Raw genomic sequence first — 23,789 nt, 5'->3', positions numbered from 1 at the left:
TCCTGGATCCCGTATGTCTACGCACCCCGCCCCCGCCCTCGGCGCCCTCGCCCCCCGTCTGGCCGAGCTGTCCCTGCGTGACGCGCACCGGCTCGGGCGCAGACTCGAAGGCGCGCGCAAGATCCGTAAGCCGGAGGCCCGTGCCGCCGTTCTCGACGAGATCGAGGCGGAGGTCGCGCTGGCCGAGGAGCGGATGAAGGCACGTCGGGCCCGGGTGCCCGCCGTGACCTACCCGGAGCAGCTTCCGGTCAGTCAGAAGAAGGACGAGATCGCGGACGCCATCCGTGATCACCAGGTCGTCATCGTCGCCGGTGAGACCGGGTCCGGAAAGACCACCCAGATCCCGAAGATCTGCATGGAGCTGGGGCGGGGTGTGCGCGGCATGATCGGGCACACCCAGCCCCGCCGTATCGCCGCCCGGACCGTCGCCGAGCGCGTGGCCGAAGAACTGAGGACGCCGCTCGGGGAGGCCGTCGGCTGGAAGGTGCGATTCACCGACCAGGTGAACCCGGACGCGACCTTCGTGAAGCTGATGACCGACGGCATCCTGCTCGCGGAGATCCAGACCGACCGCGAGCTGCGCGCCTACGACACGATCATCATCGACGAGGCCCACGAGCGGTCCCTCAACATCGACTTCCTGCTGGGCTACCTCGCCCAGCTGCTGCCGCGCCGGCCCGATCTCAAGGTCGTCATCACCTCCGCGACCATCGACCCCGAGCGGTTCTCCCGGCACTTCGGTGACGCGCCGATCATCGAGGTCAGCGGGCGGACGTACCCGGTGGAGGTGCGGTACCGGCCGCTGCTGGAGGAGGACTCCGAGGACGCCGACCGGGACCAGATCACCGCGATCACCGACGCCGTCGAGGAACTGATGGGCGAGGGGCGGGGCGACATCCTCGTCTTCCTCTCCGGTGAGCGGGAGATCCGGGACACCGCGGACGCGCTGGAGAAGAAGAAGTACCGGTTCACGGAAGTACTCCCGCTGTACGCCCGGCTCTCGCACGCCGAGCAGCACCGGGTCTTCCAGCCGCACACCGGTCGCAGGATCGTTCTGGCGACCAACGTGGCGGAGACGTCACTGACCGTCCCGGGGATCAAGTACGTCATCGACCCCGGCTTCGCCCGGATCAGCCGGTACAGCCACCGCACCAAGGTGCAGCGACTGCCCATCGAGCCGATCTCGCAGGCCAGCGCCAACCAGCGCAAGGGCCGCTGCGGCCGGACGAGTGACGGCATCTGCATCCGCCTCTACAGCGAGGACGACTTCCTCGCCCGGCCGGAGTTCACGGACGCGGAGATCCTCCGTACGAACCTGGCGAGCGTCATCCTGCAGATGACCGCGGCCGGCCTCGGTGACATCGAGAAGTTCCCGTTCATCGACCCGCCGGACCACCGCAACATCCGCGACGGCGTGCAGCTCCTCCAGGAGCTGGGCGCGCTCGACCCGGTCCAGAAGGACCCGCGCAAGCGGCTCACGCAGACCGGCCGCAAGCTGGCCCAGCTGCCCGTCGACCCGCGCCTGGCCCGGATGGTGCTGGAGGCCGACAAGAACGGCTGTGTCCGCGAGGTCATGGTCATAGCCGCCGCGCTGTCCATCCAGGACCCCCGCGAGCGCCCGGCCGACAAGCAGACCCAGGCCGACCAGCAGCACGCCCGCTTCAAGGACGAGACCAGCGACTTCCTCGCCTACCTCAACCTGTGGCGGTACGTCCGTGAGCAGCAGCGCGAGCGCGGCTCGTCGTCCTTCCGCCGGATGTGCAAGCAGGAGTACCTCAACTTCCTGCGCATCCGCGAATGGCAGGACATCTACACGCAGTTGCGGACCGTCGCCAAGCAGATGGGCATCCACCTCAACGAGCAGGACGCCCCCGCCGACAGCATCCATACCTCCCTGCTCGCCGGCCTCCTCTCCCACATCGGGATGAAGGACGTGAAGGACGGCAACAAGAACGAGTACCTCGGCGCCCGCAACGCCAAGTTCGCGATCTTCCCCGGCTCGGCGCTCTTCAAGAAGCAGCCCCGGTTCGTCATGTCGGCGGAACTGGTGGAGACCAGCCGCCTCTGGGCCCGCGTCAACGCGAAGATCGAGCCCGAGTGGGTCGAGCCGCTCGCCGGCCACCTGCTGAAGCGGACGTACAGCGAGCCGCACTGGGAGAAGGACCAGGCCGCCGTGATGGCGTACGAGAAGGTCACGCTGTACGGCGTGCCGATCGTCGCCCAGCGGAAGGTGAACTACGGCCGTGTCGACCCGGAGACGAGCCGCGAGCTTTTCATTCGCAACGCGCTCGTGGAGGGCGACTGGCGCACCCACCACAAGTTCTTCGCCGACAACCGCAGACTCCTCAGCGAGGTCGAGGAGTTGGAGCACCGGGCGCGGCGCCGGGACATCGTGGTCGACGACGAGACGCTGTTCGACTTCTACGACCAGCGGGTGCCCGACCACGTGGTGTCCGGTGCCCACTTCGACTCCTGGTGGAAGCGCAAGCGGCACGAGCAGCCCGACTTCCTGGACTTCGAGCGGGAGATGCTGATCCGGGAGTCGGCGGAGGCGGTCACCAAGGCCGACTACCCGGACTCCTGGCGGCAGGGGCCGCTGAAGTTCCGGGTGACCTACCAGTTCGAGCCGGGCGCGGACGCGGACGGCGTGACCGTGCACATCCCGCTCCAGGTCCTCAACCAGGTCACCGACGAGGGCTTCGACTGGCAGATCCCGGGCCTGCGGGAAGAGGTCGTCACCGAGCTGATCCGCTCCCTGCCCAAGCCGATCCGCCGCAACTACGTGCCCGCGCCGAACTTCGCCAAGCGGTTCCTCGACCAGGCGGTTCCGCTCCAGGAGCCGCTCACCACGGCCATGGCCCGTGAGCTGAAGCGGATGGTCGGCGTGCCCTTCGAGGCGGACGACTTCGACTGGTCGAAACTCCCCGACCACCTGAAGATCACCTTCCGGATCGTCGACGAGCGGCGGCGCAAGCTGGCCGAGGACAAGGATCTGGAGACGCTGAAGCTCCGGCTGAAGCCGAAGGCCCGCCAGGCCCTCTCCCAGGCCGCCGCGGCCACCGCCGAGCGGCAGGGCGGTGAGTCCCTGGAACGCGAGGGCCTGACCGACTGGACGATCGGCGCGCTCACCCGCGTCTTCGAGACCCGCCGCGCCGGCCAGCCCGTGAAGGCGTACCCGGCGCTGGTCGACGACGGCGACACCGTCTCCGTACGGCTCTTCGACACGGAGGCGGAGCAGGCCGAGGCGATGTGGAAGGGCACCCGGCGGCTGATCCTGCGCAACATCCCGGTCAACCCGGCGAAGTTCGCCTCCGAGAAGCTGACGAACGCCCAGAAGCTCGCGCTGTCCTCCAACCCGCACGGCTCCATCCAGGCGCTCTTCGACGACTGCGCGATGGCGGCGGCGGACCGGCTGATCGCCGACTTCGGCGGGCCGGCCTGGGACGAGGAGTCCTACCGGAAGCTGTACGACAAGGTGCGCGCGGACATCGTCGACACGACCGTGCGGACGGTCGGGCAGGTGCAGCAGGTGCTGGCCGCCTGGCAGGCCTGTGAGCGCCGGCTGAAGACCGTCACCAGCCCGGTGCTGCTCGCGAACCTGACGGACGTGCGCAGGCAGCTGGACGCCCTCGTGAAGCCCGGCTTCGTGACACAGACGGGTCTGCGGCGGCTGCCGGACCTGATGCGCTACCTGGTGGCCGTGGACCGGCGCCTGCAGCAGATGCCGACCAACGTCCAACGGGACACCACCCGCATGGAGAAGGTCCAGGAGATGCAGGACGAGTACGCGTGGCTGCTGGAGCAGCTGCCCCAGGGCCGGCCGGTGCCACAGCAGGTCCTGGACATCCGCTGGATGATCGAGGAGCTGCGGGTGAGCTATTTCGCCCACGCGCTGGGCACGGCGTATCCGGTCTCCGACAAGCGGATCGTGAAGGCGATCGACGCCGCCGTGCCGTAGCCGGTCCTCTACGCAGGGTGAGTTCGACCAGGGGGCTCACCCTCCTGTACAGTCCTTCTCGCAGCGCAACGCAGGAAAAGCGCCGCGAAACCTGGTCCTGTGGAGCAGTTTGGAGTGCTCGCCACCCTGTCAAGGTGGAGGCCGCGGGTTCAAATCCCGTCAGGACCGCATCGATGCAGAAGGCCCGCCCCGGCAAGGGGGCGGGCCTTCTGCGTATCCACTGGTCTTCGGGGCCTGGCTGTCCGTACGCCCGCCCCCTGGAGCCGGCCCGCACGCGCCCCGCTCCCTTGACGCCGTCACATTCCCTCGGTACCCCAGAGTTCAGGGCCCGCTCCCGGCGTGGCCCACCTGGAGGTGGCGTATGGCGGCATCGGCTAGGCACGAAACGCGGGCGTTGCTCCGCGCGCATCTGTCGGCCGCGTCGTCCTACCGGCACCTGACCCGCCACTGCCCCATCTGCCACCGCCTGCTGCGGCTCGCCATGGACGGCGCCGTACGGGGCACGGAGACGCCCGGGAGGGCGGCACAGGAGGACGAGCGCCCCCCGGGTGCCTGAGCGCCCCCTCAAGGGCCCGCGCGTCCGACGAGGCGTCAACCGCCTTACAGGCGTGGCGAGCTGGAGAGGGAGCCTTCTCTAGCGCATATGCCCCGACGGCAACAAGGCCAGTGGCATGTGACGGGTGTCACCGCATGAGTTTTGGAAACGTGGGTTCTTACCGGTCTCCTACAACCGGTCAATTTAATATGTGCAATTGCACCACTCCGGAGGATGCCCCCCGGAACCCTCCCAGAGCCTCCCCAGACTCCGACAAGCCTCCTCACAGACGCACCCGATACACAGGCGTGAGCGCACAAAAAAGATCGCGCTGGACCCGGCGGAGTCCAGCGCGATCGACGACGCACCGTGTGGGCGACGGGCCTGTTGGGGCAGACCCGCGTCGTGTGGAGCTAGGTTTCGGGCGCTCCGACAGATTGGGGGACCTGGCGCACCACCCGGCTATTCAGTTGTCAGGCCTCGCTGCGCTGCTGCGGGATGCCCGCCAGCAGGGCGCGGACCTCGGCCTCGCGATAACGGCGGTGCCCGCCGAGCGTGCGGATCGACGTGAGCTTGCCGGCCTTCGCCCACCGCGTGACCGTCTTCGGGTCAACGCGGAACATGGTGGCGACCTCAGCCGGGGTCAGCAGCGGCTCAGCATCAGGGGTGCGAGCGGTCATGAGCGGCCTCCTCGGGAGAACCGAACCTTCTCGGTTCTTTCCTCTAAATTCTGCACCTTGACCCGCGTTGCCCGAAATGGCGGACGCGAGTCGAGTCGGTTATAGGACGAACGGCTTGTCCTCGGCACTACAACTACACCATCTGTCCAGCCGCGTCGGCCAAACCGATGGAATTGCCCCCCAGGTGTTCATCGGCGACGGAAGCCGATGGACCATGCCATAGCGGACAGTCACGCCACTGTGACGATCAGTCACAGGACGATCAGGAGTCACCAGACCCCCCAAAGCGTGCAATGCTGAGATTCCGCCCACAGTGGAACACAAGTGGACGGAGGGAGCCCTCCCCGGACTCCTTGTCCTATTTTGGCACGAGGAGGGGCAAGCGACGCAAGGGCCGCGTACGTGCGGTCCATCACCCTTGCGGCTTTGACCCGGAACAGGACCTACGTCCCGTCAGTTCCGTGAAGTGCGGTCGACCGTACGCTGTTCGAAGCCTCCATGGCCGTGACGTACGTCACGTAGCAAGCGCTTGTCGCGTCTGTCACACCGTCAGTTCGCCGAGCGCCGGTCCCGTACCGCCCGCCACCGCTCCACCAGCCGCGCGTACGCCTCGCCCGCCGCCGCGCCGTCCCCGCGCCGCAGGGCCGCGATGCCCTCGGCGACGTCGGCCGCCGAGTGGTCGCCCTCCAGATCGCCGGCCGGCAGCGTATGCACGAGACCGCCGTAGTCCAGTTCCACCAGCGAACGCGGATGGAACTCCTCCAGCCAGCGGCCCACGTCCACCAAGCCGTCGATGAGCGGCCCCTCGTCGATCGTGTCCCTGAGCGTGCGCAGCCCGCGGGCCACCCGGCGGCGCGCCTGCACCATCGGGGTGCGATAGCGCAGCACCGGGGCGTCCTCCGCGGTCCCCTTGTCGTACTCGCGCTCCTCGTCGGAGACGAGCACGAACCAGTTCAGCGGGACCTGCCAGGTCGCCGTGCGGATCCAGGGGCGGGCGTCGGGGTTGCGGGCCAGCCAGCGCTCGTAGTCCTGGGCGGCCTCCAGCCGCACCACCGGGGGCAGGACCGCGTCCAGGACCGGGCCGGGCAGCTCATCGCCCAGCTCCTCGAGCGCCTGCCAGCCGCGCAGCCGGGTGCGCCAGGGGCACACGCACAGCACGCCGTCGACGTCGAGGACGAATGCGTCCGCGCTCTCGTGCGCCGGCACCGCCACCGGCGGGGTGGCCAGCAGATCGGCCAGCGAGCGGCGCAGCTCGTCCTGGTAGGTGGGGCGCTCGGCGCGGCGGGCGTAGCGCGTCCAGTGCGCGCGCTCCGGCTCGGGGAAGGCCGCCAGCGGCTCGTACACACGCAGATAGGCCGCGTACGGAACGATCACCGAGGACACCTTCGACACGCCTCCTCCCTCCCCTCTGCACCGACCGGGAAACCTTCCGGATCCGCTTCCGGATCCGCGGGACAACCGTCTGCGAACCACTCTCGAACGGGCCGGAAAACATGCAAATCGTCCCACGTCCGTACTCCAGTCGGAGGTGATCCTGAACACTGCGCGATCGGCGGGCCGAACAGGCTCTACGCTCATCAGCACAGGCCCCGCCACCCGTACGGAGCCCCCGTCCCGACCGCCGCGAGTTACCCAGGAGTCACCACCGTGACCGACGTATCCACCGGCGTCCTGCACACCCTGTTCCACTCGGACCAGGGGGGCCACGAGCAAGTCGTGCTCTGCCAGGACCGTGCCAGCGGCCTCAAGGCCGTCATCGCCATCCACTCCACCGCCCTGGGCCCCGCGCTCGGCGGCACGCGCTTCTACCCCTACGCGACCGAGGAGGAGGCCGTCGCCGACGCCCTCAACCTCGCGCGCGGGATGTCGTACAAGAACGCCATGGCCGGGCTGGACCACGGCGGTGGCAAGGCCGTCATCATCGGCGACCCCGACACGATCAAGAGCGAACAGCTGCTGCTCGCCTACGGCCGGTTCGTGGCCTCGCTGGGCGGTCGCTACGTCACCGCCTGCGACGTCGGCACCTACGTGGCCGACATGGACGTCGTGGCGCGCGAGTGCCGCTGGACGACCGGGCGGTCGCCGGAGAACGGCGGCGCGGGCGACTCGTCCGTCCTGACCGCCTTCGGGGTCTACCAGGGCATGCGGGCCAGCGCGCAGCACCTGTGGGGCGACCCGACGCTGCGCGGCCGCAAGGTCGGCATCGCGGGCGTCGGCAAGGTCGGCCACCACCTGGTGGAGCACCTGCGGGACGAGGGCGCCGAGGTCGTCGTCACGGACGTGCGCGAGGACGCCGTCCGCCGGATCCTCGACCGGCATCCGGTGGGGGTCACGGCGGTGGCCGACACCGAGGCGCTGATCAGGGTCGAGGGGCTCGACATCTACGCGCCGTGCGCGCTCGGCGGGGCGCTGGACGACGACTCGGTGCCGGTGCTGACCGCCAAGGTGGTCTGCGGCGCGGCCAACAACCAGCTCGCCCACCCGGGCGTGGAGAAGGACCTCGCCGACCGCGGGATCCTCTACGCGCCGGACTACGTGGTGAACGCCGGCGGGGTCATCCAGGTCGCCGACGAGCTCCACGGTTTCGACTTCGAGCGGTGCAAGGCGAAGGCCGCGAAGATCTTCGACACCACGCTCGCGATCTTCGCACGTGCGAAGGCGGATGGTGTTCCGCCGGCCGCGGCGGCGGACCGGATCGCCGAGCAGCGGATGCACGAGGCGGCACAGGCACGCGGCCGGTGAGCCGGAGGGCGGGGTTCCATGGAGGCTCGTGCGGAACCCCGTCCGAGGGCTTGTTCGGTACCGCTCGGAGAAAAGTTGGAGAGAACTCTCACTCTTCCCGGCGGGTCGCCCGCCAATAAGTGGTTAAAATCGCCACTGACCAGCGAGGACGGGGCGCCTCGATGGTTCTGTGCACACGCGCGTGCTACGGGCGACGTACCGTATGGGTGCGGGCTCAGGTACCGTGGAAGCCCTACGGACCGGCCTCTCCGCGGAGAGTCCGTTCCGGATCATGAACGCGTGTCAAGACTCTGGGGCCGTCGAGCCCCGTCGTTGAGGGGGTCGAGCCATGGGGCGCGGCCGGGCCAAGGCCAAGCAAGCGAAGGTCGCCCGCCAGCTGAAGTACAACAGCGGCGGGACGGACCTCTCACGCCTGGCCGAAGAGCTGGGCGCATCGTCTGCATCGAACATGCCGCCGAATGGCGACCCGTTCGAGGACGATGAGCAGGACGACGACCCGTACGCACGGTACGCCGATCTGTACGGGGACGACGAGGAAGACGAGGACGAGGACCCCTCGCAACACCGTCGCGGCGCTTGACGTTGCTCTGCATTCACCCGGTCGGTGACTTCGGTCACCGACCGGGTCTTGTGCTGCCCACCGGGTGTCCTCCGGGTCTCCGGGTTCCGGTGGGCGGTCTCGTGCTCAGCTCGCGTAGTCCCCGACCAGGGCGGCTCCACTGGTGTGCTCGCCGCGCTCGGTGATCTCGCCGGCGACCCAGGCCTCGACCCCGCGGTCGGCCAGTGTGGCCAGGGCCACGTCAGCCGACTCCTGCGGCACGATCGCGATCATGCCGACGCCCATGTTCAGGGTCTTCTCCAGCTCCAGCCGCTCGACCTGTCCGGTCTTGCCGACCAGGTCGAAGACGGGGGCCGGCGTCCAGGTGGAGCGGTCGACGACGGCGTGCAGTCCGTCGGGGATGACGCGCGCCAGGTTGGCCGCGAGTCCGCCGCCGGTGACGTGCGAGAAGGCGTGCACGTCGGTGGTGCGGGTCAGGGCCAGGCAGTCCAGGGAGTAGATCTTCGTCGGCTCCAGGAGTTCCTCGCCGAGGGTGCGGCCGAGGTCCTCGATGTGCGCGTCGAGGGAGAGGCCCGCCCGGTCGAGCAGGACGTGCCGGACGAGGGAGTACCCGTTCGAGTGAAGGCCGGAGGCCGCCATGGCGATCACCGCGTCACCCGTACGGATGCGATCCGCGCCCAGCAGCCGGTCGGCCTCCACGACGCCCGTACCGGCGCCGGCGACGTCGAAGTCGTCCTCGCCCAGCAGGCCCGGGTGCTCGGCCGTCTCGCCGCCGACCAGGGCGCAGCCGGCCAGGACACAGCCCTCGGCGATGCCCTTGACGATGGCGGCGACGCGCTCGGGGTGGACCTTGCCGACGCAGATGTAGTCGGTCATGAACAGCGGCTCGGCGCCGCACACCACGATGTCGTCCATGACCATGGCGACCAGGTCGTGGCCGATGGTGTCGTAGACGCCCAGCCGGCGGGCGATGTCGACCTTGGTGCCCACGCCGTCGGTGGCGGAGGCGAGCAGGGGGCGCTCGAAGCGCTTGAGGGCGGAGGCGTCGAAGAGGCCGGCGAAGCCGCCGAGGCCGCCGAGGACCTCGGGGCGCTGGGTCTTCCTCACCCACTCCTTCATCAGCTCGACCGCGCGGTCGCCCGCTTCGATGTCGACGCCCGCTGCTGCGTAGCTGGCACCAGTTGTCTCAGACATGGCTAGTGAGAACCTTCGTGTCGTACGGCAGGTAGGACGGGCCGTCCTACGGGCGGCGGATCGCGTCGGCGGCGGCCGTGGCGGCCGGGCCGGCGGCCAGCTCCGTCTCCAGGAGCTGCTTGCCGAGCAGCTCGGGGTCGGGCAGCTCCATCGGGTACTCGCCGTCGAAGCAGGCGCGGCAGAGGTTCGGCTTGGCGATGGTGGTCGCCTCGATCATCCCGTCGATGGAGATGTACGCCAGCGAGTCGGCGCCCAGGGAGGTGCCGATCTCGTCGATGGTCATGCCGTTGGCGATCAGCTCGGCGCGGGTGGCGAAGTCGATCCCGAAGAAGCAGGGCCACTTCACGGGCGGCGAGGAGATCCGGATGTGGACCTCGGCGGCGCCTGCCTCGCGGAGCATGCGGACCAGGGCGCGCTGGGTGTTGCCGCGGACGATCGAGTCGTCGACGACGACCAGGCGCTTGCCCTTGATGACTTCCTTCAGCGGGTTCAGCTTCAGGCGGATGCCGAGCTGGCGGATGGTCTGCGAGGGCTGGATGAAGGTCCGGCCGACGTACGCGTTCTTGACCAGGCCCGCGCCGAAGGGGATGCCGGACGCCTCGGCGTAGCCGATGGCGGCCGGGGTGCCGGACTCCGGGGTCGCTATGACCAGGTCGGCCTCGGCCGGAGCCTCCTTCGCCAGGCGGCGGCCCATCTCCACGCGGGAGAGGTACACGTTCCGGCCGGCGATGTCGGTGTCCGGGCGGGCCAGGTAGACGTACTCGAAGACACAGCCCTTGGGCTTCGCGTCCGCGAAGCGGGAGGTGCGCAGGCCGTTCTCGTCGATGGCGACGAACTCGCCCGGCTCTATCTCGCGGACGAAGCTGGCGCCCGTGATGTCGAGGGCGGCGGTCTCGGAGGCGACGACCCAGCCGCGCTCGAGGCGGCCGAGGACCAGCGGGCGGATGCCCTGCGGGTCACGGGCGGCGTAGAGCGTGTGCTCGTCCATGAAGACGAGGGAGAAGGCGCCGCGCACCTTCGGGAGGACCGAGTGGGCGGCCTCCTCGATGGTCAGCGGCTTGCCGTCGTCGTCCGTCTGGGCCGCGAGCAGCGCGGTGAGCAGATCGGTGTCGTTGGTGGCCGCCACGCGCGGGGTGCGGCCCTCCTGCTTGGGCAGGTCGGCGACCATCTCGGCGAGCTGGGCGGTGTTGACCAGGTTGCCGTTGTGGCCGAGCGCGATCGAGCCGTGCGCGGTGGCGCGGAACGTCGGCTGGGCGTTCTCCCACACGGAGGCACCGGTGGTCGAGTAGCGGGCGTGTCCGACCGCGATATGACCCTGGAGCGAACCGAGCGAGGTCTCGTCGAAGACCTGGGAGACGAGGCCCATGTCCTTGAAGACGAGGATCTGGGAGCCGTTGCTCACGGCGATTCCCGCGGATTCCTGACCTCGATGCTGGAGGGCGTAGAGCCCGAAGTAAGTGAGCTTGGCGACCTCTTCGCCGGGAGCCCAGACACCGAAGACGCCGCATGCGTCCTGGGGGCCCTTCTCACCGGGGAGCAGATCATGACTGAGTCGACCGTCACCACGTGGCACGCTTCCGAGTGTAGGCGAGGTCGACCACTGGTCCGAATTGGCGCTACTTGCCGGTAACTGGATCATGACCGGGCGGACCACCTCGTGATCGACTCGTTTCCGCAGGTCAGAGCGGGTTTTCGATGATCCGGTCGATGGTCGGGCGGGGTGTGGGGGCGATCGGCCGGTGATGTGTGCCGAGGGTGTGAGTGAGGTGTCGCACACCAATCGGCCTCCCGCGGTCAGGACATCAGCGGCAGCAGCTCGGTGAGGTCGGCCCGCTCGCCGCTCGCGCTGACCTTCGCGTCCGCCACCGCGTCCTTCCACTCCAGCCGTCCGGTCGCCAGCCGTACCCAGGTCAGCGGGTCGGTCTCGACGACGTTCGGCGGCGTCCCGCGGGTGTGCCGGGGCCCTGCCACGCACTGCACGACCGCGTACGGCGGGACGCGCACCTCGGTCGCCCCGCCGGGCGCCTTCACGGCGAGTGCGTCGGCGAGGAGCCGGGTGGCGGCTGCGAGGGCCTGCCGGTCGAACGGCACGTCGAGACCGGGCACGGCGGCGTTGAGGTCGTCGGTGTGGACGACGAGTTCGACGGTCCGGGTGACCAGGTAGTCGGCCAGGGACAGCGCGCCGGCGTCGGTCCGCAGCAGCCGGGTCGAGGGATGGGCGTCGAGCCGCTCCCGCAGGCTCTCCTCCGCGTCGGCCAGGTAGGCGTCGAGGTCGGGATGGCGTCCGGCGAGGCCCCGGGTGAAGTCGTCGACGGCCGGGGCGTCGGCCACCGTCGCGAACGGCCAGTCCAGGAGCGCGACGTCCTGCCGCGCGGGCTCCGGCAGGTCGAGCGAGCGGTGCACGGCGGTGACCGCCGTCCCGATGTGCGCGACCAGCTCCCGGACCGTCCACTCGCCCAGCCGCGTGGGCGACGCGAGCTGCTCGGGCGTGAGGGTGCCGGCCGCCCGCCGGACGTTCCCGAGCTGGGCCAACACGGCGGTGCGGATCTTGGCGGGGTCGTAGCTCCTGGTGCGCTTCTTCGCCGGGGACATGGCGGTGAGCCTATGCCGTGCCGGCGCCGGGGACGGAAGAAGGCCCCACCCGGGCAGCGGGCGGGGCCTTCACCGTCGTACGGCGGGCTCGCTCAGGCGAGCAGCGCCGGGATGGTGTTCTCGTGGGTCTCGCGCAGCTCCTCCAGGGAGAGCGAGAACTCTCCCTGGAGCTCGACCGAGTCGCCGTCGACGACACCGACGCGGGTGGCCGGCAGGCCCCGGGCGCCGCACATGTCGTTGAAGCGGACCTCCTCCGAGCGCGGGACGGCGACGACCGCGCGGCCCGCCGACTCCGAGAAGAGGAAGGTGAACGCGTCCAGACCGTCCGGGACGATCAGGCGGGCGCCCTTGCCGCCGAGCAGCGCCGACTCGACGACCGCCTGGATCAGACCGCCGTCGGACAGGTCGTGAGCGGAGTCGATCATGCCGTCGCGGGAGGCGGAGATCAGGATCTCGGCGAGCAGCCGCTCGCGCTCCAGGTCCACCTTCGGGGGGAGGCCGCCGAGGTGGTCGTGGACCACCTGCGACCAGGCCGAACCGCCGAACTCCTCACGCGTGTCGCCGAGGAGGTACAGCAGCTGGCCCTCCTCCTGGAAGGCGGCCGGCGTGCGGCGGGCGACGTCGTCGATGACGCCGAGCACGGCCACGACCGGGGTCGGGTGGATGGCCACCTCGCCGGTCTGGTTGTACAGCGACACATTGCCGCCGGTCACCGGGGTGCCGAGCTGCTGGCAGGCGTCCGCCAGGCCGCGGATGGCCTCCGCGAACTGCCACATGACGGCCGGGTCCTCGGGCGAGCCGAAGTTCAGGCAGTCGGAGACGGCGAGCGGCTTGGCGCCGGTCGTCGCCACGTTCCGGTACGCCTCCGCCAGCGCGAGCTGCGCGCCCGCGTACGGGTCGAGCTTGGCGTACCGGCCGTTGCCGTCGGTCGCGATGGCGACGCCGAGGCCGGTCTTCTCGTCGATGCGGATCATGCCGGAGTCCTCGGGCTGGGCGAGGACGGTGTTGCCCTGCACGAAGTGGTCGTACTGGGACGTGATCCACTTCTTGGAGGCCTGGTTGGGGGAACCGACCAGCTTCAGGACCTGGTCCCTCAGCTCCTGCGCGCTCCCCGGGCGCGGCAGCTTGTTCGCGTCGTCCGCCTGGAGGGCGTCCTGCCAGGACGGGCGGGCGTACGGGCGCTCGTAGACCGGGCCCTCGTGCGCCACCGTGCGCGGGTTGACGTCGACGATCTTCTCGCCGTGCCAGTAGATCTCCAGGCGGTCGCCGTCGGTCACCTCGCCGATGACGGTGGCGATGACGTCCCACTTCTCGCAGATCTCCAGGAACCGGTCGACCTTCTCCGGCTCCACGACCGCGCACATGCGTTCCTGCGACTCGCTCATGAGGATCTCCTCGGGCGAGAGCGTCGAGTCGCGCAGGGGTACGTCGTCCAGCGTGACGCGCATGCCGCCGGAGCCGTTGGACGCCAGCTCGCTCGTCGCACACGACAGACCCGCGGCGCCGAGGTCCTGGATGCCGACGACCAGCTTCTCCTTGAAGGCCTCCAGGGTGCACTCGATGAGGAGCTTCTCCTGGAACGGGTCGCCGACCTGCACCGCCGGGCGCTTGGACGGCTTGGCGTCGTCGAAGGTCTCCGAGGCGAGGATCGACGCGCCGCCGATGCCGTCGCCGCCCGTGCGGGCGCCGTACAGGATGACCTTGTTGCCGGCGCCGGAGGCCTTCGCGAGGTGGATGTCCTCGTGCCGCATGACGCCGATGGCACCGGCGTTGACCAGCGGGTTGCCCTGGTAGCAGGAGTCGAAGACGACCTCGCCGCCGATATTGGGCAGGCCCAGGCAGTTGCCGTAGCCGCCGATGCCGGCGACGACGCCCGGCAGGACGCGCTTGGTGTCGGGGTGGTCGGCCGCGCCGAACCGCAGCGGGTCGACGACGGCGACCGGGCGCGCGCCCATCGCGATGATGTCGCGGACGATGCCGCCGACACCCGTGGCCGCGCCCTGGTAGGGCTCGACGTACGACGGGTGGTTGTGCGACTCGACCTTGAAGGTGACCGCGTAGCCCTGGCCGACGTCGACGACACCGGCGTTCTCGCCGATGCCGACGAGGAGGGCGTCGGACTGCGGGGCCTTCTCGCCGAACTGGCGGAGGTGGACCTTGGAGGACTTGTACGAGCAGTGCTCGGACCACATGACGGAGTACATGGCGAGTTCGGCGCCGGTGGGCCGGCGGCCGAGGATCTCGACCACGCGCTCGTACTCGTCCTTCTTCAGACCGAGTTCGGCCCAGGGCAGCTCGACGTCGGGGGTCGCGGCCGCGTGCTCGACCGTGTCCAGAGGCGTCCGGCTCATGCGTTGACCAGCTTCTTGAGGATCGAGGTGAAGAACGGGAGGCCGTCGGTGCGACCGGTGCCGATCAGCGGCTCGACGGCGTGCTCGGGGTGCGGCATCAGACCCACGACGTTGCCGGCCTCGTTGGTGATGCCGGCGATGTCGCGGAGCGAGCCGTTGGGGTTGAAGTCGACGTACCGGAAGGCGACCCGTCCCTCGGCCTCGAGCTTGTCGAGGGTGTACTCGTCGGCGACGTACCGGCCGTCCATGTTCTTCAGCGGGATGTGGATCTCCTGGCCGGCGGTGTAGTCGCTGGTCCAGGCGGTGTCCGCGTTCTCCACCCGCAGCTTCTGGTCGCGGCAGATGAAGTGGAGGTGGTCGTTGCCGAGCATCGCGCCCGGGAGGAGGTGCGCCTCGGTGAGGATCTGGAAGCCGTTGCAGATGCCGAGGACCGGCAGTCCGGCCTTCGCCTGCTCGAGGAGGGGCTCCATCACCGGCGAGAAGCGGGCGATGGCACCGGCGCGCAGATAGTCGCCGTAGGAGAAACCTCCGCACAGCACCACGGCGTCGACCTGGTGGAGGTTCTTGTCCTTGTGCCAGAGGGCGACCGGTTCGGCGCCCGCGAGGCGGATCGCGCGCTGGGTGTCCCGGTCGTCGAGGCTGCCCGGGAAAGTGACGACGCCAATACGAGCGGTCACTTCACGGCCTCCGCGACTTCCTCCACCTTGACGGTGAAGTCCTCGATCACGGTGTTGGCGAGGAAGGATTCCGCGAGATCGTGGATGCGGGCGAGCACGGCCTCGTCGACCGGTCCGTCAACTTCCAGTTCGAATCGCTTTCCCTGACGTACGTCCGAGATGCCTTCGAAACCCAGCCGCGGCAGTGCGCGCTGCACCGCCTGGCCCTGGGGGTCGAGGATCTCCGGCTTGAGCATGACGTCGACTACGACGCGTGCCACTGGCACTCCCGGTGTTGTGGTGCTGAGCAGGTTCCTGCAGGTGTCTTCAGACTACCCGCACAAAATTTCTACGCGCATAGATTTGTAGGAACCTACGTGACGGTCATCACGAACCGGTATCCGTAGGGGACGTTCGCGAAAAGTTACGGGAAAGATCCCCGATCAACCCCGGAAACCTATTGCACTCGGACACGCGGACAGATTTAGTCGGGCTTCCCAATGCATTGCCGGGCACTGTACAAATGAATTGGAAATGGCCGAGACTCGGCACGTCGCCGCAGCCTGAGCTGTATGTGGTGCCGGACGAAGGGACCGATATTCGTGGCGCAGAAGGTCGTGGTCACGCTCTTTGACGACATCGACGGCTCGGAAGCGGCGGAAACGATCGCCTTCGGACTCGACGGCAAGTCGTACGAGATCGACCTGAATGAAGCCAATGCCAAGAAACTGCGTAAGGCGCTCGCGCCGTACGTGGAGGCCGGCCGCAAGCGGTCGCGCTCGGGCAAGGCGTACAAGCAGACGGAGGTCGCCCCCGACCCGGCGGCGGTCCGGGCCTGGGCACTGGCCAACAAGATGGACGTGCCGGCCCGCGGCCGGATCCCCAAGAAGGTCTACGAGGCGTTCGCCGAGGCGCAGTGACCCCCTGCGCCACACCCGTCCCAGGGTCCGTCAGCGGGCCCTGGGGACAACCGACTTGCGCTACCCCCCACATGGTCGGCTAATGTCTGGAGCACGCCGCCGGGCGGGGCCGAAAAGCCCAGCTCACGGAGGCCACGCGGGTGTAGTTCAGTAGCAGAACATCCCCCTTCCAGGGGGAAGGCGCAGTGTGCGATCCCTGTCACCCGCTCTGCATAGCCGTCCGACCACTGCTGTGGATCAGGTAGGCTGGTGCTCGCACCGACCGGTGAAAGCTGGTCGGAGGCAATGCGGACGTAGCTCAGTTGGTAGAGCGCAACCTTGCCAAGGTTGAGGTCGCGAGTTCGAGCCTCGTCGTCCGCTCGGGATGAAGACCCCGGTCCAATGGACCGGGGTCTTTTCGTGCTTGCTGTTCCGGTACTCGCCGTACCGGTGCTTCGTGGAGCGGCGGTTCCCTTCCTGAATCGGCGTTCTGACATTTGTCATGTGCAGTGATGACAGCGCGCACTGCATCCCGCCTCCGGGCGCCGGGATGCTGAGGACATGAACACCAACGAACACGAGCACGTGATCGAGGTCACCGACCTCCGGCGTGTCTACGGGGGCGGGTTCGAAGCTGTGCGGGGGATCACGTTCCACGTCGCACGCGGGGAGATCTTCGCGCTCCTCGGCACCAACGGAGCCGGCAAGACGTCGACCGTGGAACTGCTGGAGGGACTGGCCCGGCCCGACGGGGGACGGGTCCGGGTCCTCGGCCACGACCCCCACGCCGACCGGGCCGCCGTCCGCCCGCGCACCGGGGTCATGCTCCAGGAAGGCGGCTTTCCCTCCGAGCTGACCGTCGGGGAGACCGCGCGGATGTGGGCCGGCTGCGTCAGCGGGGCCCGGCCGGTCGCGGAGGCACTGTCCCTCGTCGGGCTCGGCGGCAAGACCGGCGTACGCGTCAAGCAGCTGTCCGGGGGTGAGCGGCGGCGGCTCGATCTGGCGCTCGCGCTGCTCGGCGACCCCGAGGTGCTCTTCCTCGACGAGCCGACGACCGGACTGGACGCCGAGGGCCGCCGGGACACCTGGGACCTGGTGCGCGCCCTGCGGGACGCCGGCACCACGGTGCTGCTGACCACGCACTACCTGGAGGAGGCGGAGGGCCTCGCCGACCGGCTGGCCATCCTGCACGAGGGGCGCATCGCGGCCGCCGGGACACCCGCCGAGGTGACCGCCGCCCAGCCGTCCCGGATCTCCTTCGAACTGCCCGAGGGGTACTTCGTCGGAGACCTGCCGCCCCTCGGTGAATTGGGCGTGTGCGACCACGAGGTCGACGGCCGCCTGGTACGGCTGCGCACGCGGGAGTTGCAGCGGGCGGCCACCGGGCTGCTGGTGTGGGCCGAGGGGGCCCGGGTCGAACTGCGCCGGCTGGACGTGCGCTCGGCCTCGCTGGAGGAAGCGTTCCTGGGGATCGCGCGAAAGGCGGCGGACACCGCCACGGAGAAGGAGAGCGTGGCATGAGCGGAGCTGTCGTGAAGGGCCGGACCGGGACCACCACACCGATGAGCCGGATGGCCGCCCTCGCCCGCGCCGAGCTCGTCCTGCTCGGCCGCAGCAAGGCCACGATCGTCGCGGCCGTCCTGGTGCCGCTCGCGCTGCCGTTCACCATGCGGTCGGTGGTCCAGGAGATGGACCTCGGAGAGGCCGGGCTCAACGTCGGACTGGTGATGCTGCCCGCCTCGATCGGGTTCTCGCTGATGTTCGGCGTGTACGGGGCGCTCGCCGGCATCTACACCGCCCGGCGCGAGGAACTCGTGCTCAAGCGGCTGCGCACGGGCGAGCTGCGGGACGCCGAGGTCCTCACCGGATCCGCGCTGCCGGTGCTCACCACCGGCCTCGTGCAGTGCCTGGTGCTGGCCGCGGGCTGCATGGCCTTCCTCGACGTGGGCGCACCCGAGGCACCCCATCTCGCGGTGCTGGGCGTGCTGTCGGGGCTGGTGATGTGCGCGGCGCTGGCGGCCGTCACCGCGAGCATGACGCGGACCGTGGAGAGCGCGCAGGTCACCACCATGCCGTTCGTGCTGGTCTCGATGCTCGGCTCCGGGGTGGCCGTACCCCTGGAACTGCTGCCGGACCGGGTCGCCTCCGTCCTCGGGCTGCTGCCGCTGAGCCCGGTGATCACCCTCGTCCGCGGCGGCTGGAGCGGCAACCTGTCGGCGTACGAGGCGCTGGGCGCCCTGGCGACCGCGCTGGCCTGGACCGTGCTGTCAGTATGGGCCGTACGGCGGTGGTTCCGGTGGGAGCCCCGGCGCTGACGGGCCGGGGGAACGGGGGAGACACGAGGATGGGCAGGCCGGGGGGCTGGTGGCGGCGCAAGAGCACGCCGGCGAAGATCGAGACGTACACACGGTGGTCGTTCCACTTCTTCGGCCTGGTCGAGTTCTCGTCGGTGGCGGTGCCGTTCGGGTCCGGGCTGTGGAGCGGGCTCGGCCTCTGGTTGCCGGTACTGGTCCTCGGGCACAGCGTGCTCTGCGCCGTGACGGCGCTTCGGGCGCTGGACTGGACGCGCGGACGCCGTCCCCAGCCCGTCCGGCTGCTGTGGACGCTCGCCGCCGCCAGCGCGGTGGTCGCCGTCGTCGCGCTGGCGGTCGCCGAGCAGGCGTCGGACGGCCAGGAGCAGGTCGAGACCGCCGCGGGCGGCGCCTTCGGGGTCACCATGGTCTTCGCGGCGGGCAACAGCATGCTCGGTGTGCGCGGCTCGCGGCGCATGACGGGGGTCGTCGTCGCCTACGCCGTGGGCGCCGGAGCGGTGGCGCTCCCGCTCGGACTGCCCATCGAGGCCGTCCTGGTCTCGGCGATGGCGGTGCTGATCGGCGGCGCGTTCATCGGCTCCGCCGCCGTCTTCTCCGCCTGGCTGCTCAACTCCGTGTACCAGCTCGACGAGGCCCGCGAGACCCGTGCGCGGCTCGCCGTCGCCGAGGAACGGCTGCGGTTCGGGCGGGATCTGCACGACGTCATGGGGCGCAACCTCGCGGTGATCGCGCTGAAGAGCGAGCTGGCCGTGCAGCTGGCGCGCCGAGGGCGGCCGGAGGCCATGGAACAGATGATCGAGGTGCAGCGCATCGCGCAGGAGTCCCAGCGCGAGGTCCGGGACGTCGTACGGGGCTACCGGGAGGCCGACCTGGGCGTCGAACTGGCCGGTGCGCACGGTGTGCTGACGGCCGCGGGCATCGCCTGCGAGGTGCGCGGGGAGAGCGACGGACTGCCCGCCGACGTGCAGTCGGCGCTCGGCTGGGTCGTCCGGGAGGCCACCACCAACGTGCTGCGCCACGGCGACGCCGGGCGGTGTTCGGTGGGGCTGCGGATGACGGAGGGGCATGTGGTGCTGACGGTGGAGAACGACGGGGCGCAGCCCTCCGGGGACGGCGGCGGCTCCGGCCTGGCCGGCCTGCGGGAACGGCTCGCTCAGGTGGACGGGACGCTGGAAGCCGGATTCGCCGGGGAGGGAGTCTTCCGGGTGGTGGCCAGGGTGCCGGTGCGGGAGACGGCGGCGGGGCGGGAGACGGGTGTGGTGCGGGAGACGGCGGCGGGCCGGGAGACAGGTGTGGTGCGGGGGACGGCGGCGGGCCGGGAGACAGGTGTGGTGCCGGAGACAGTCGCGGGGCAGGAGACAGCCGCGGGACCGGAGGCGGCAGGGCAGGAGACGGCCGCAGGGCAGGAGACGGCCGCAGGGCAGGAGACAGCCATGGTGCGGGAGGCGGCCGCGGGGCCGGAGGCGGCGGCGGTTCGGGAGGGTGTCGGATGAGCGTGCGGGTGCTGCTCGCCGACGACGAGCATCTGATCCGGGGAGCGCTCGCGGCGCTGCTGTCGCTGGAGGACGATCTGGTGATCGTCGCCGAGGCGGCCACGGGACCGGAGGCGCTGGCGATGGCGCGGGCGCACGAGCCCGACGTCGCCGTCCTCGATCTCCAGATGCCGGGCGCGGACGGTGTGAAGGTCGCCACATCCCTGCGCAGCGAACTGCCCGGCTGCAAGGTGCTGATCGTCACCAGTCACGGCCGGCCGGGGCATCTCAAGCGGGCACTTGCGGCAGGTGTGCGCGGGTTCGTCCCGAAGACGGTGAGCGCGCAGCGGCTCGCGGAGATCATCCGCACCCTGCACGCCGGAAACCGCTACGTCGACCCGGAGTTGGCCGCCGACGCGATCGCCGCCGGGGACTCGCCGCTGACCTCGCGCGAGGCCGAGGTGCTCGAACTCGCCGCCGACGGGGCGCCCGTCACGGAGATCGCCGAGCGGGCCGCGCTGTCGCCGGGGACCGTGCGGAACTATCTCTCGTCGGCCGTCTCCAAGCTGGGAGCGGAGAACCGGCACGCGGCGGTGCGTCTCGCACGCGAGCGGGGTTGGGTATAGTTGGCCTCGCGCCACGGCGCACTGCGGACGTAGCTCAGTTGGTAGAGCGCAACCTTGCCAAGGTTGAGGTCGCGAGTTCGAGCCTCGTCGTCCGCTCCAGTCAGGAAGGCCCCCGGTTTCCGGGGGCCTTTCGCGTTGTGCCCGGCGGGGGTGTCGTCTCCCCCGCCGGGTGGGTGTCAGGTCCAGCTCACGCCGGTCAGGCGCTCGTAGGCCTCGGCGTACTTCGCGCGGGTCGCCTCGACCACGTTCTGCGGCAGCGCCGGGGGCGGCTGCTCGCCCGCCCGGTCCCAGCCGGCCTCGCCCGAGGTCAGCCAGTCGCGCACGAACTGCTTGTCGTACGACGCCTGCGCGCGGCCCGGCTGCCACTGGTCGGCCGGCCAGAACCGGGAGGAGTCGGGGGTGAGGACCTCGTCGGCGAGGACGAGCGTCTCCCCCTCGTAGCCGAACTCGAACTTGGTGTCCGCGAGGATGATGCCCCGGTCGCGGGCGATGTCGCGGGCGCGGGAGTAGACGGCGAGGGTCACCTGGCGCAGCTGGGCGGCGGTGTCCGCGCCGACCTGTCGGGCGACCTCCTCGTAGGAGACGTTCTCGTCGTGCTCGCCGACGGCGGCCTTGGTGGCCGGGGTGAAGATCGGGGCGGGCAGCTCGGAGCCGTCGACCAGGCCCTCGGGGAGGGCGAGGCCGCACACCGTGCGGGACTCGGTGTACTCGAGCAGGCCGGAGCCGGTGAGGTAGCCGCGGGCGACCGCCTCGACGGGGACCATCTTCAGGGACTTGCAGACCAGCGTGCGGCCCTGCCAGTCGGCGGGGGCGCCGGCGGGCAGCTCGGTGCTCAGGACGTGGTTGGGCACCAGGTCGGCGAGCTGGTCGAACCACCACAGGGAGAGCTGCGTGAGGATGCGGCCCTTGTCGGGGATCTCGGTCGGCAGCACCCAGTCGAAGGCGGAGATGCGGTCGCTGGCGACCATCACGAGGTCGCCCGCCTCGTTCTGGTACAGGTCGCGCACCTTGCCGGTGTGCAGATGCACCAGGCCCGGCACCTCTACGGGTTTGGGCTTTTCTACGAATCCGGACACGGTTCCTCCCCGTGGTTCTGTCCTAAGGCTCGATTGTCCCGTATGGGCGCATGGCCATGGGCAGCGGGTCGCGCTTGTGGGTGCAGGTCAGTCGCCCGTGCGGGTGCAGGTCGGTAGGCCTTGCGGTGCAGGTCGGTCGCCCTTGCGGGCGTACGTCAGGTCGGGCTCGGGGCGGACGTCAGGTCGGGCTTGCGGGCGCGTACGTCAGGTCGGGCTCGGGGAGGCGGTCAGTCGCGTTTGCAGATGCGGTCGAGGAGGTTGGCCGTGGCGCGCTGCACGCGTGGGTCGACGTGGCCGGGGCGGTCCAGGGCCGGGGACCAGGCGAAGGTGCCGGAGGCGAAGACCCAGGCGCCGGAGGGGGCGCGGTAGAGGGAGGTCTCCTGGTGGCGCAGGACTCCCTCGGCGTCGGTGTACGGGGAGTGCGCGAGCAGGGTGCGCTCCTCGTGGAGCGGGAGCGGGGCGCGGGGGAAGTAGCGGTCCGCCTCGCCGGCGACGAGGCCCTCGATGCCGTCTCCCTCGTGCGCGCCGGTCGACTCCCACAGCCAGTGGCCGGCGTTGCGGATGATCAGCGGGTGCGGCTCGGGGACGCGGCCGGCGTACTGGATGCCGATGAGCTGCTGCTCGGCCCGGTCGATCTCCCGCCAGAGGACGGGCCGCCCGGGTCCCTTGCGTTTTCGGCAGGTGAGCAGGCGGCCGGGCACGCCCGACGGGGACGGGCCCAGCTCCACCTGCCAGTACAGGGAGTTCGCGGACAGGAAGACCAGCGAGGTGCCGCTGTCGCGGGCGAGTTCCACCGTGCGGCGCATGGCCTGGGACCAGTACTCGTCGTGGCCGGGGAAGATCAGCCCGCGGTAGCGGGTGGGGTCGATCCGGCCGGTGTGCAGGTCGCGGGCGTCGGCGTAGGCGAGGTCGTAGCCGTAGCGCTCGGCCCAGCGGATGACGTCGTAGGCGTGGCCGACGTGGAGCGGGAGGCCGGCGCCCGCGTACGGGCGGTCGAAGGAGACGGTCGTCGCGGCGTCGGCCTCGCCGAGCAGCCGGCCGTTCTCGTCCCAGGCGTGGTAGAGGCTGGCGCCGGTGCGGCCGTCCTCCGGGTAGAGGTTGTACGCCTGCCAGGTGATGTCCGGCAGCAGCAGGAGCAGGTCGGCGGGGCGGCTGTCGCGGACGGTGAAGGGGATGTGGGAGCGGTAGCCGTCGGCGGTGGTGAGGACGGCGACGTACGCGCCGACGTTCCAGTACGACGGGACCTGGAGGCGCCAGGAGAGCCACCAGTGGTGGCAGGAGACCGTGCGGTCGGCGGTCAGCGGCGGGGGCTGGACGATGCCGGGCAGGCGCGGACTGGTGGTGATCTTGGCGGCGCCGTCGCCGTCGTAGTGACCGATGCGGTAGATGTCGACGCTGAAATTCTGGGGCGGGTCGACCGTGATGTGGAAGTCGACAGCGTCGCCGGGCGCGACCGCGCCGGTCGAGATGAATCCCTTGATCTGGCGGCGGACGTCGTCGGCCGAGCGCGGTCCTCCGGCGGTGCGCGGGGCGGGGATCCTCGGGGCGTCCTCCGTGAGGGTGGTCCCCCTGGGGGCGGCGGCCGGGGCGGCCGGGTCGACGTACCAGGGGATGATCTGGCCTGAGTCGCCGAAGTACGTCTCGCTGCCGCGCAGCCAGGGGAGGGGCCCCTGTCCGAAGGGGTCCGTGACGGCGTGCGCCAGTGCTCCCGACTCCCATCGGCGGACGTGCTGCGGTCCTGCTCCCGTGGTGCTCATGGTGCTCCCCTCCCTTGTGCCCCCGTGCTCGTCGGTTCGTCGCGGTCGGCCGACCGGGCGGGCCGGGTCTGACCTGGTCGGACGTGGCCGTTCGTGTGGTTGTCCTATGTCGCCAGCCCTTGCCATGGGCGCGTTCGGTCCCAGCACATCACATAACGCGCGCAGACTGTCACTATTCGTTGTGGATTGGCCGAAAGTGGAATGAACTGCTCCGGCTGGGTCGAGGTGGGTGGGCTCGGGCTGGGTGGGGCTCAGGGAGCGGGTGCCGCCGGGGGTCTGTGTCGCCGGGGGCCTGGATCGCCGGGCCTGGTGGCGGTGATGGGCCTGGTGGCGGGTGCTGGGCCCGGGGGTGACGGGCGGCGGGGGGGGGGGGGGGGGGC

The 23,789-nt window shown here is 70.3% G+C and carries 19 protein-coding genes and 4 tRNA genes; 13 read left to right on the top strand and 10 right to left on the bottom strand.

Annotated elements, in window-relative coordinates; all coding sequences use genetic code 11:
* Window positions 1-13: 13 nt before the first annotated feature.
* The 3 genes from hrpA to ALMP_RS17445 all read left to right on the top strand — a co-directional run bounded on the left by hrpA (window position 14) and on the right by ALMP_RS17445 (window position 4,514).
* Complete coding sequence (gene hrpA, locus ALMP_RS17455; RefSeq protein ID WP_264929259.1) at window positions 14-3,958, top strand: ATP-dependent RNA helicase HrpA; 3,945 nt, start codon at window positions 14-16, stop codon at window positions 3,956-3,958.
* 93 nt (window positions 3,959-4,051) lie between these two features.
* Window positions 4,052-4,126: transfer RNA gene (locus tag ALMP_RS17450), tRNA-Asp, on the top strand.
* Window positions 4,127-4,319: 193 nt separating this feature from the next.
* The gene (locus ALMP_RS17445) at window positions 4,320-4,514 is read left to right on the top strand and encodes a DUF6274 family protein (RefSeq protein ID WP_264929258.1); all 195 of its coding nucleotides are present in this window, start codon (window positions 4,320-4,322) and stop codon (window positions 4,512-4,514) included.
* 452 nt (window positions 4,515-4,966) lie between these two features.
* Here ALMP_RS17445 and bldC read toward each other — a convergent pair whose 3' ends face one another.
* Window positions 4,967-5,173, bottom strand: a complete 207-nt coding sequence (gene bldC / locus ALMP_RS17440; RefSeq protein WP_003949541.1) for a developmental transcriptional regulator BldC — start codon at window positions 5,171-5,173, stop codon at window positions 4,967-4,969.
* Between the two features lie 549 nt (window positions 5,174-5,722).
* Window positions 5,723-6,565 carry a hypothetical protein gene (locus ALMP_RS17435; RefSeq protein ID WP_264928965.1) on the bottom strand — a complete coding sequence of 281 codons (843 nt, stop codon included), beginning with the start codon at window positions 6,563-6,565 and terminating at the stop codon, window positions 5,723-5,725.
* A 255-nt stretch (window positions 6,566-6,820) separates the two neighbouring features.
* On the opposite strand from ALMP_RS17435, the gene ALMP_RS17430 reads away from it, so the two are divergent.
* Together ALMP_RS17430 and ALMP_RS17425 are read left to right on the top strand one after the other, a co-directional pair.
* Window positions 6,821-7,915 carry a Glu/Leu/Phe/Val dehydrogenase dimerization domain-containing protein gene (locus tag ALMP_RS17430; RefSeq protein ID WP_264928964.1) on the top strand — a complete coding sequence of 365 codons (1,095 nt, stop codon included), beginning with the start codon at window positions 6,821-6,823 and terminating at the stop codon, window positions 7,913-7,915.
* Between the two features lie 328 nt (window positions 7,916-8,243).
* Window positions 8,244-8,495, top strand: coding sequence for a DUF3073 domain-containing protein (locus ALMP_RS17425; RefSeq protein ID WP_264928963.1), 252 nt, complete (start codon window positions 8,244-8,246; stop codon window positions 8,493-8,495).
* 105 nt (window positions 8,496-8,600) lie between these two features.
* Here the strand turns inward: ALMP_RS17425 and purM are convergent, their stop codons facing one another.
* The 6 genes from purM to purS form a co-directional block, all read right to left on the bottom strand.
* Window positions 8,601-9,668: a phosphoribosylformylglycinamidine cyclo-ligase gene (gene purM, locus ALMP_RS17420; RefSeq protein WP_264928962.1), complete on the bottom strand. Its 1,068-nt coding sequence runs from the start codon at window positions 9,666-9,668 to the stop codon at window positions 8,601-8,603.
* A gap of 46 nt (window positions 9,669-9,714) precedes the next feature.
* The gene (purF, locus tag ALMP_RS17415) at window positions 9,715-11,241 is read right to left on the bottom strand and encodes an amidophosphoribosyltransferase (protein WP_264928961.1); all 1,527 of its coding nucleotides are present in this window, start codon (window positions 11,239-11,241) and stop codon (window positions 9,715-9,717) included.
* 221 nt (window positions 11,242-11,462) lie between these two features.
* Window positions 11,463-12,260 carry a maleylpyruvate isomerase family mycothiol-dependent enzyme gene (locus ALMP_RS17410; RefSeq protein ID WP_264928960.1) on the bottom strand — a complete coding sequence of 266 codons (798 nt, stop codon included), beginning with the start codon at window positions 12,258-12,260 and terminating at the stop codon, window positions 11,463-11,465.
* A gap of 92 nt (window positions 12,261-12,352) precedes the next feature.
* Window positions 12,353-14,611 (bottom strand): phosphoribosylformylglycinamidine synthase subunit PurL, encoded by a 2,259-nt coding sequence (purL, locus tag ALMP_RS17405; RefSeq protein ID WP_264928959.1) that lies wholly within the window; start codon window positions 14,609-14,611, stop codon window positions 12,353-12,355.
* Window positions 14,608-15,288 carry a phosphoribosylformylglycinamidine synthase subunit PurQ gene (purQ, locus tag ALMP_RS17400; RefSeq protein WP_264928958.1) on the bottom strand — a complete coding sequence of 227 codons (681 nt, stop codon included), beginning with the start codon at window positions 15,286-15,288 and terminating at the stop codon, window positions 14,608-14,610. Before purQ ends, purL begins: the two co-directional genes overlap by 4 nt.
* Complete coding sequence (gene purS, locus ALMP_RS17395; RefSeq protein WP_264928957.1) at window positions 15,285-15,548, bottom strand: phosphoribosylformylglycinamidine synthase subunit PurS; 264 nt, start codon at window positions 15,546-15,548, stop codon at window positions 15,285-15,287. Before purS ends, purQ begins: the two co-directional genes overlap by 4 nt.
* Window positions 15,549-15,869: 321 nt before the next feature.
* Between purS and ALMP_RS17390 the strand changes: the two genes are divergently transcribed.
* From ALMP_RS17390 to ALMP_RS17355, 8 genes are all read left to right on the top strand, one after another.
* The gene (locus ALMP_RS17390; RefSeq protein ID WP_264928956.1) at window positions 15,870-16,187 is read left to right on the top strand and encodes an Lsr2 family protein; all 318 of its coding nucleotides are present in this window, start codon (window positions 15,870-15,872) and stop codon (window positions 16,185-16,187) included.
* A gap of 136 nt (window positions 16,188-16,323) precedes the next feature.
* Window positions 16,324-16,395, top strand: a tRNA-Gly gene (locus tag ALMP_RS17385).
* A gap of 79 nt (window positions 16,396-16,474) precedes the next feature.
* Window positions 16,475-16,547: transfer RNA gene (locus ALMP_RS17380), tRNA-Gly, on the top strand.
* A gap of 180 nt (window positions 16,548-16,727) precedes the next feature.
* Window positions 16,728-17,687 carry an ABC transporter ATP-binding protein gene (locus ALMP_RS17375; RefSeq protein ID WP_264928955.1) on the top strand — a complete coding sequence of 320 codons (960 nt, stop codon included), beginning with the start codon at window positions 16,728-16,730 and terminating at the stop codon, window positions 17,685-17,687.
* Window positions 17,684-18,481, top strand: a complete 798-nt coding sequence (locus ALMP_RS17370) for an ABC transporter permease (protein WP_264928954.1) — start codon at window positions 17,684-17,686, stop codon at window positions 18,479-18,481. The genes ALMP_RS17375 and ALMP_RS17370 overlap by 4 nt, the downstream gene beginning before the upstream one ends.
* A 29-nt stretch (window positions 18,482-18,510) precedes the next feature.
* Window positions 18,511-19,971: a sensor histidine kinase gene (locus ALMP_RS17365; RefSeq protein ID WP_264928953.1), complete on the top strand. Its 1,461-nt coding sequence runs from the start codon at window positions 18,511-18,513 to the stop codon at window positions 19,969-19,971.
* Complete coding sequence (locus ALMP_RS17360; protein WP_264928952.1) at window positions 19,968-20,576, top strand: response regulator transcription factor; 609 nt, start codon at window positions 19,968-19,970, stop codon at window positions 20,574-20,576. The genes ALMP_RS17365 and ALMP_RS17360 overlap by 4 nt, the downstream gene beginning before the upstream one ends.
* Window positions 20,577-20,599: 23 nt before the next feature.
* A tRNA-Gly gene (locus ALMP_RS17355) sits at window positions 20,600-20,675 on the top strand.
* A gap of 77 nt (window positions 20,676-20,752) precedes the next feature.
* Here ALMP_RS17355 and ALMP_RS17350 read toward each other — a convergent pair.
* Complete coding sequence (locus ALMP_RS17350) at window positions 20,753-21,652, bottom strand: phosphoribosylaminoimidazolesuccinocarboxamide synthase (RefSeq protein ID WP_264928950.1); 900 nt, start codon at window positions 21,650-21,652, stop codon at window positions 20,753-20,755.
* 227 nt (window positions 21,653-21,879) lie between these two features.
* Window positions 21,880-23,409, bottom strand: coding sequence for a N,N-dimethylformamidase beta subunit family domain-containing protein (locus ALMP_RS17345; RefSeq protein ID WP_264928949.1), 1,530 nt, complete (start codon window positions 23,407-23,409; stop codon window positions 21,880-21,882).
* Between the last annotated feature and the right edge of the window lie 380 nt (window positions 23,410-23,789).

The organism is Streptomyces sp. A012304 (genome assembly GCF_026008495.1).
Lineage (GTDB): Bacteria > Actinomycetota > Actinomycetes > Streptomycetales > Streptomycetaceae > Streptomyces.
The sequence above is the reverse complement of the archived record's forward strand: the minus strand, read 5'-3'. Positions and strand labels throughout refer to the sequence as shown.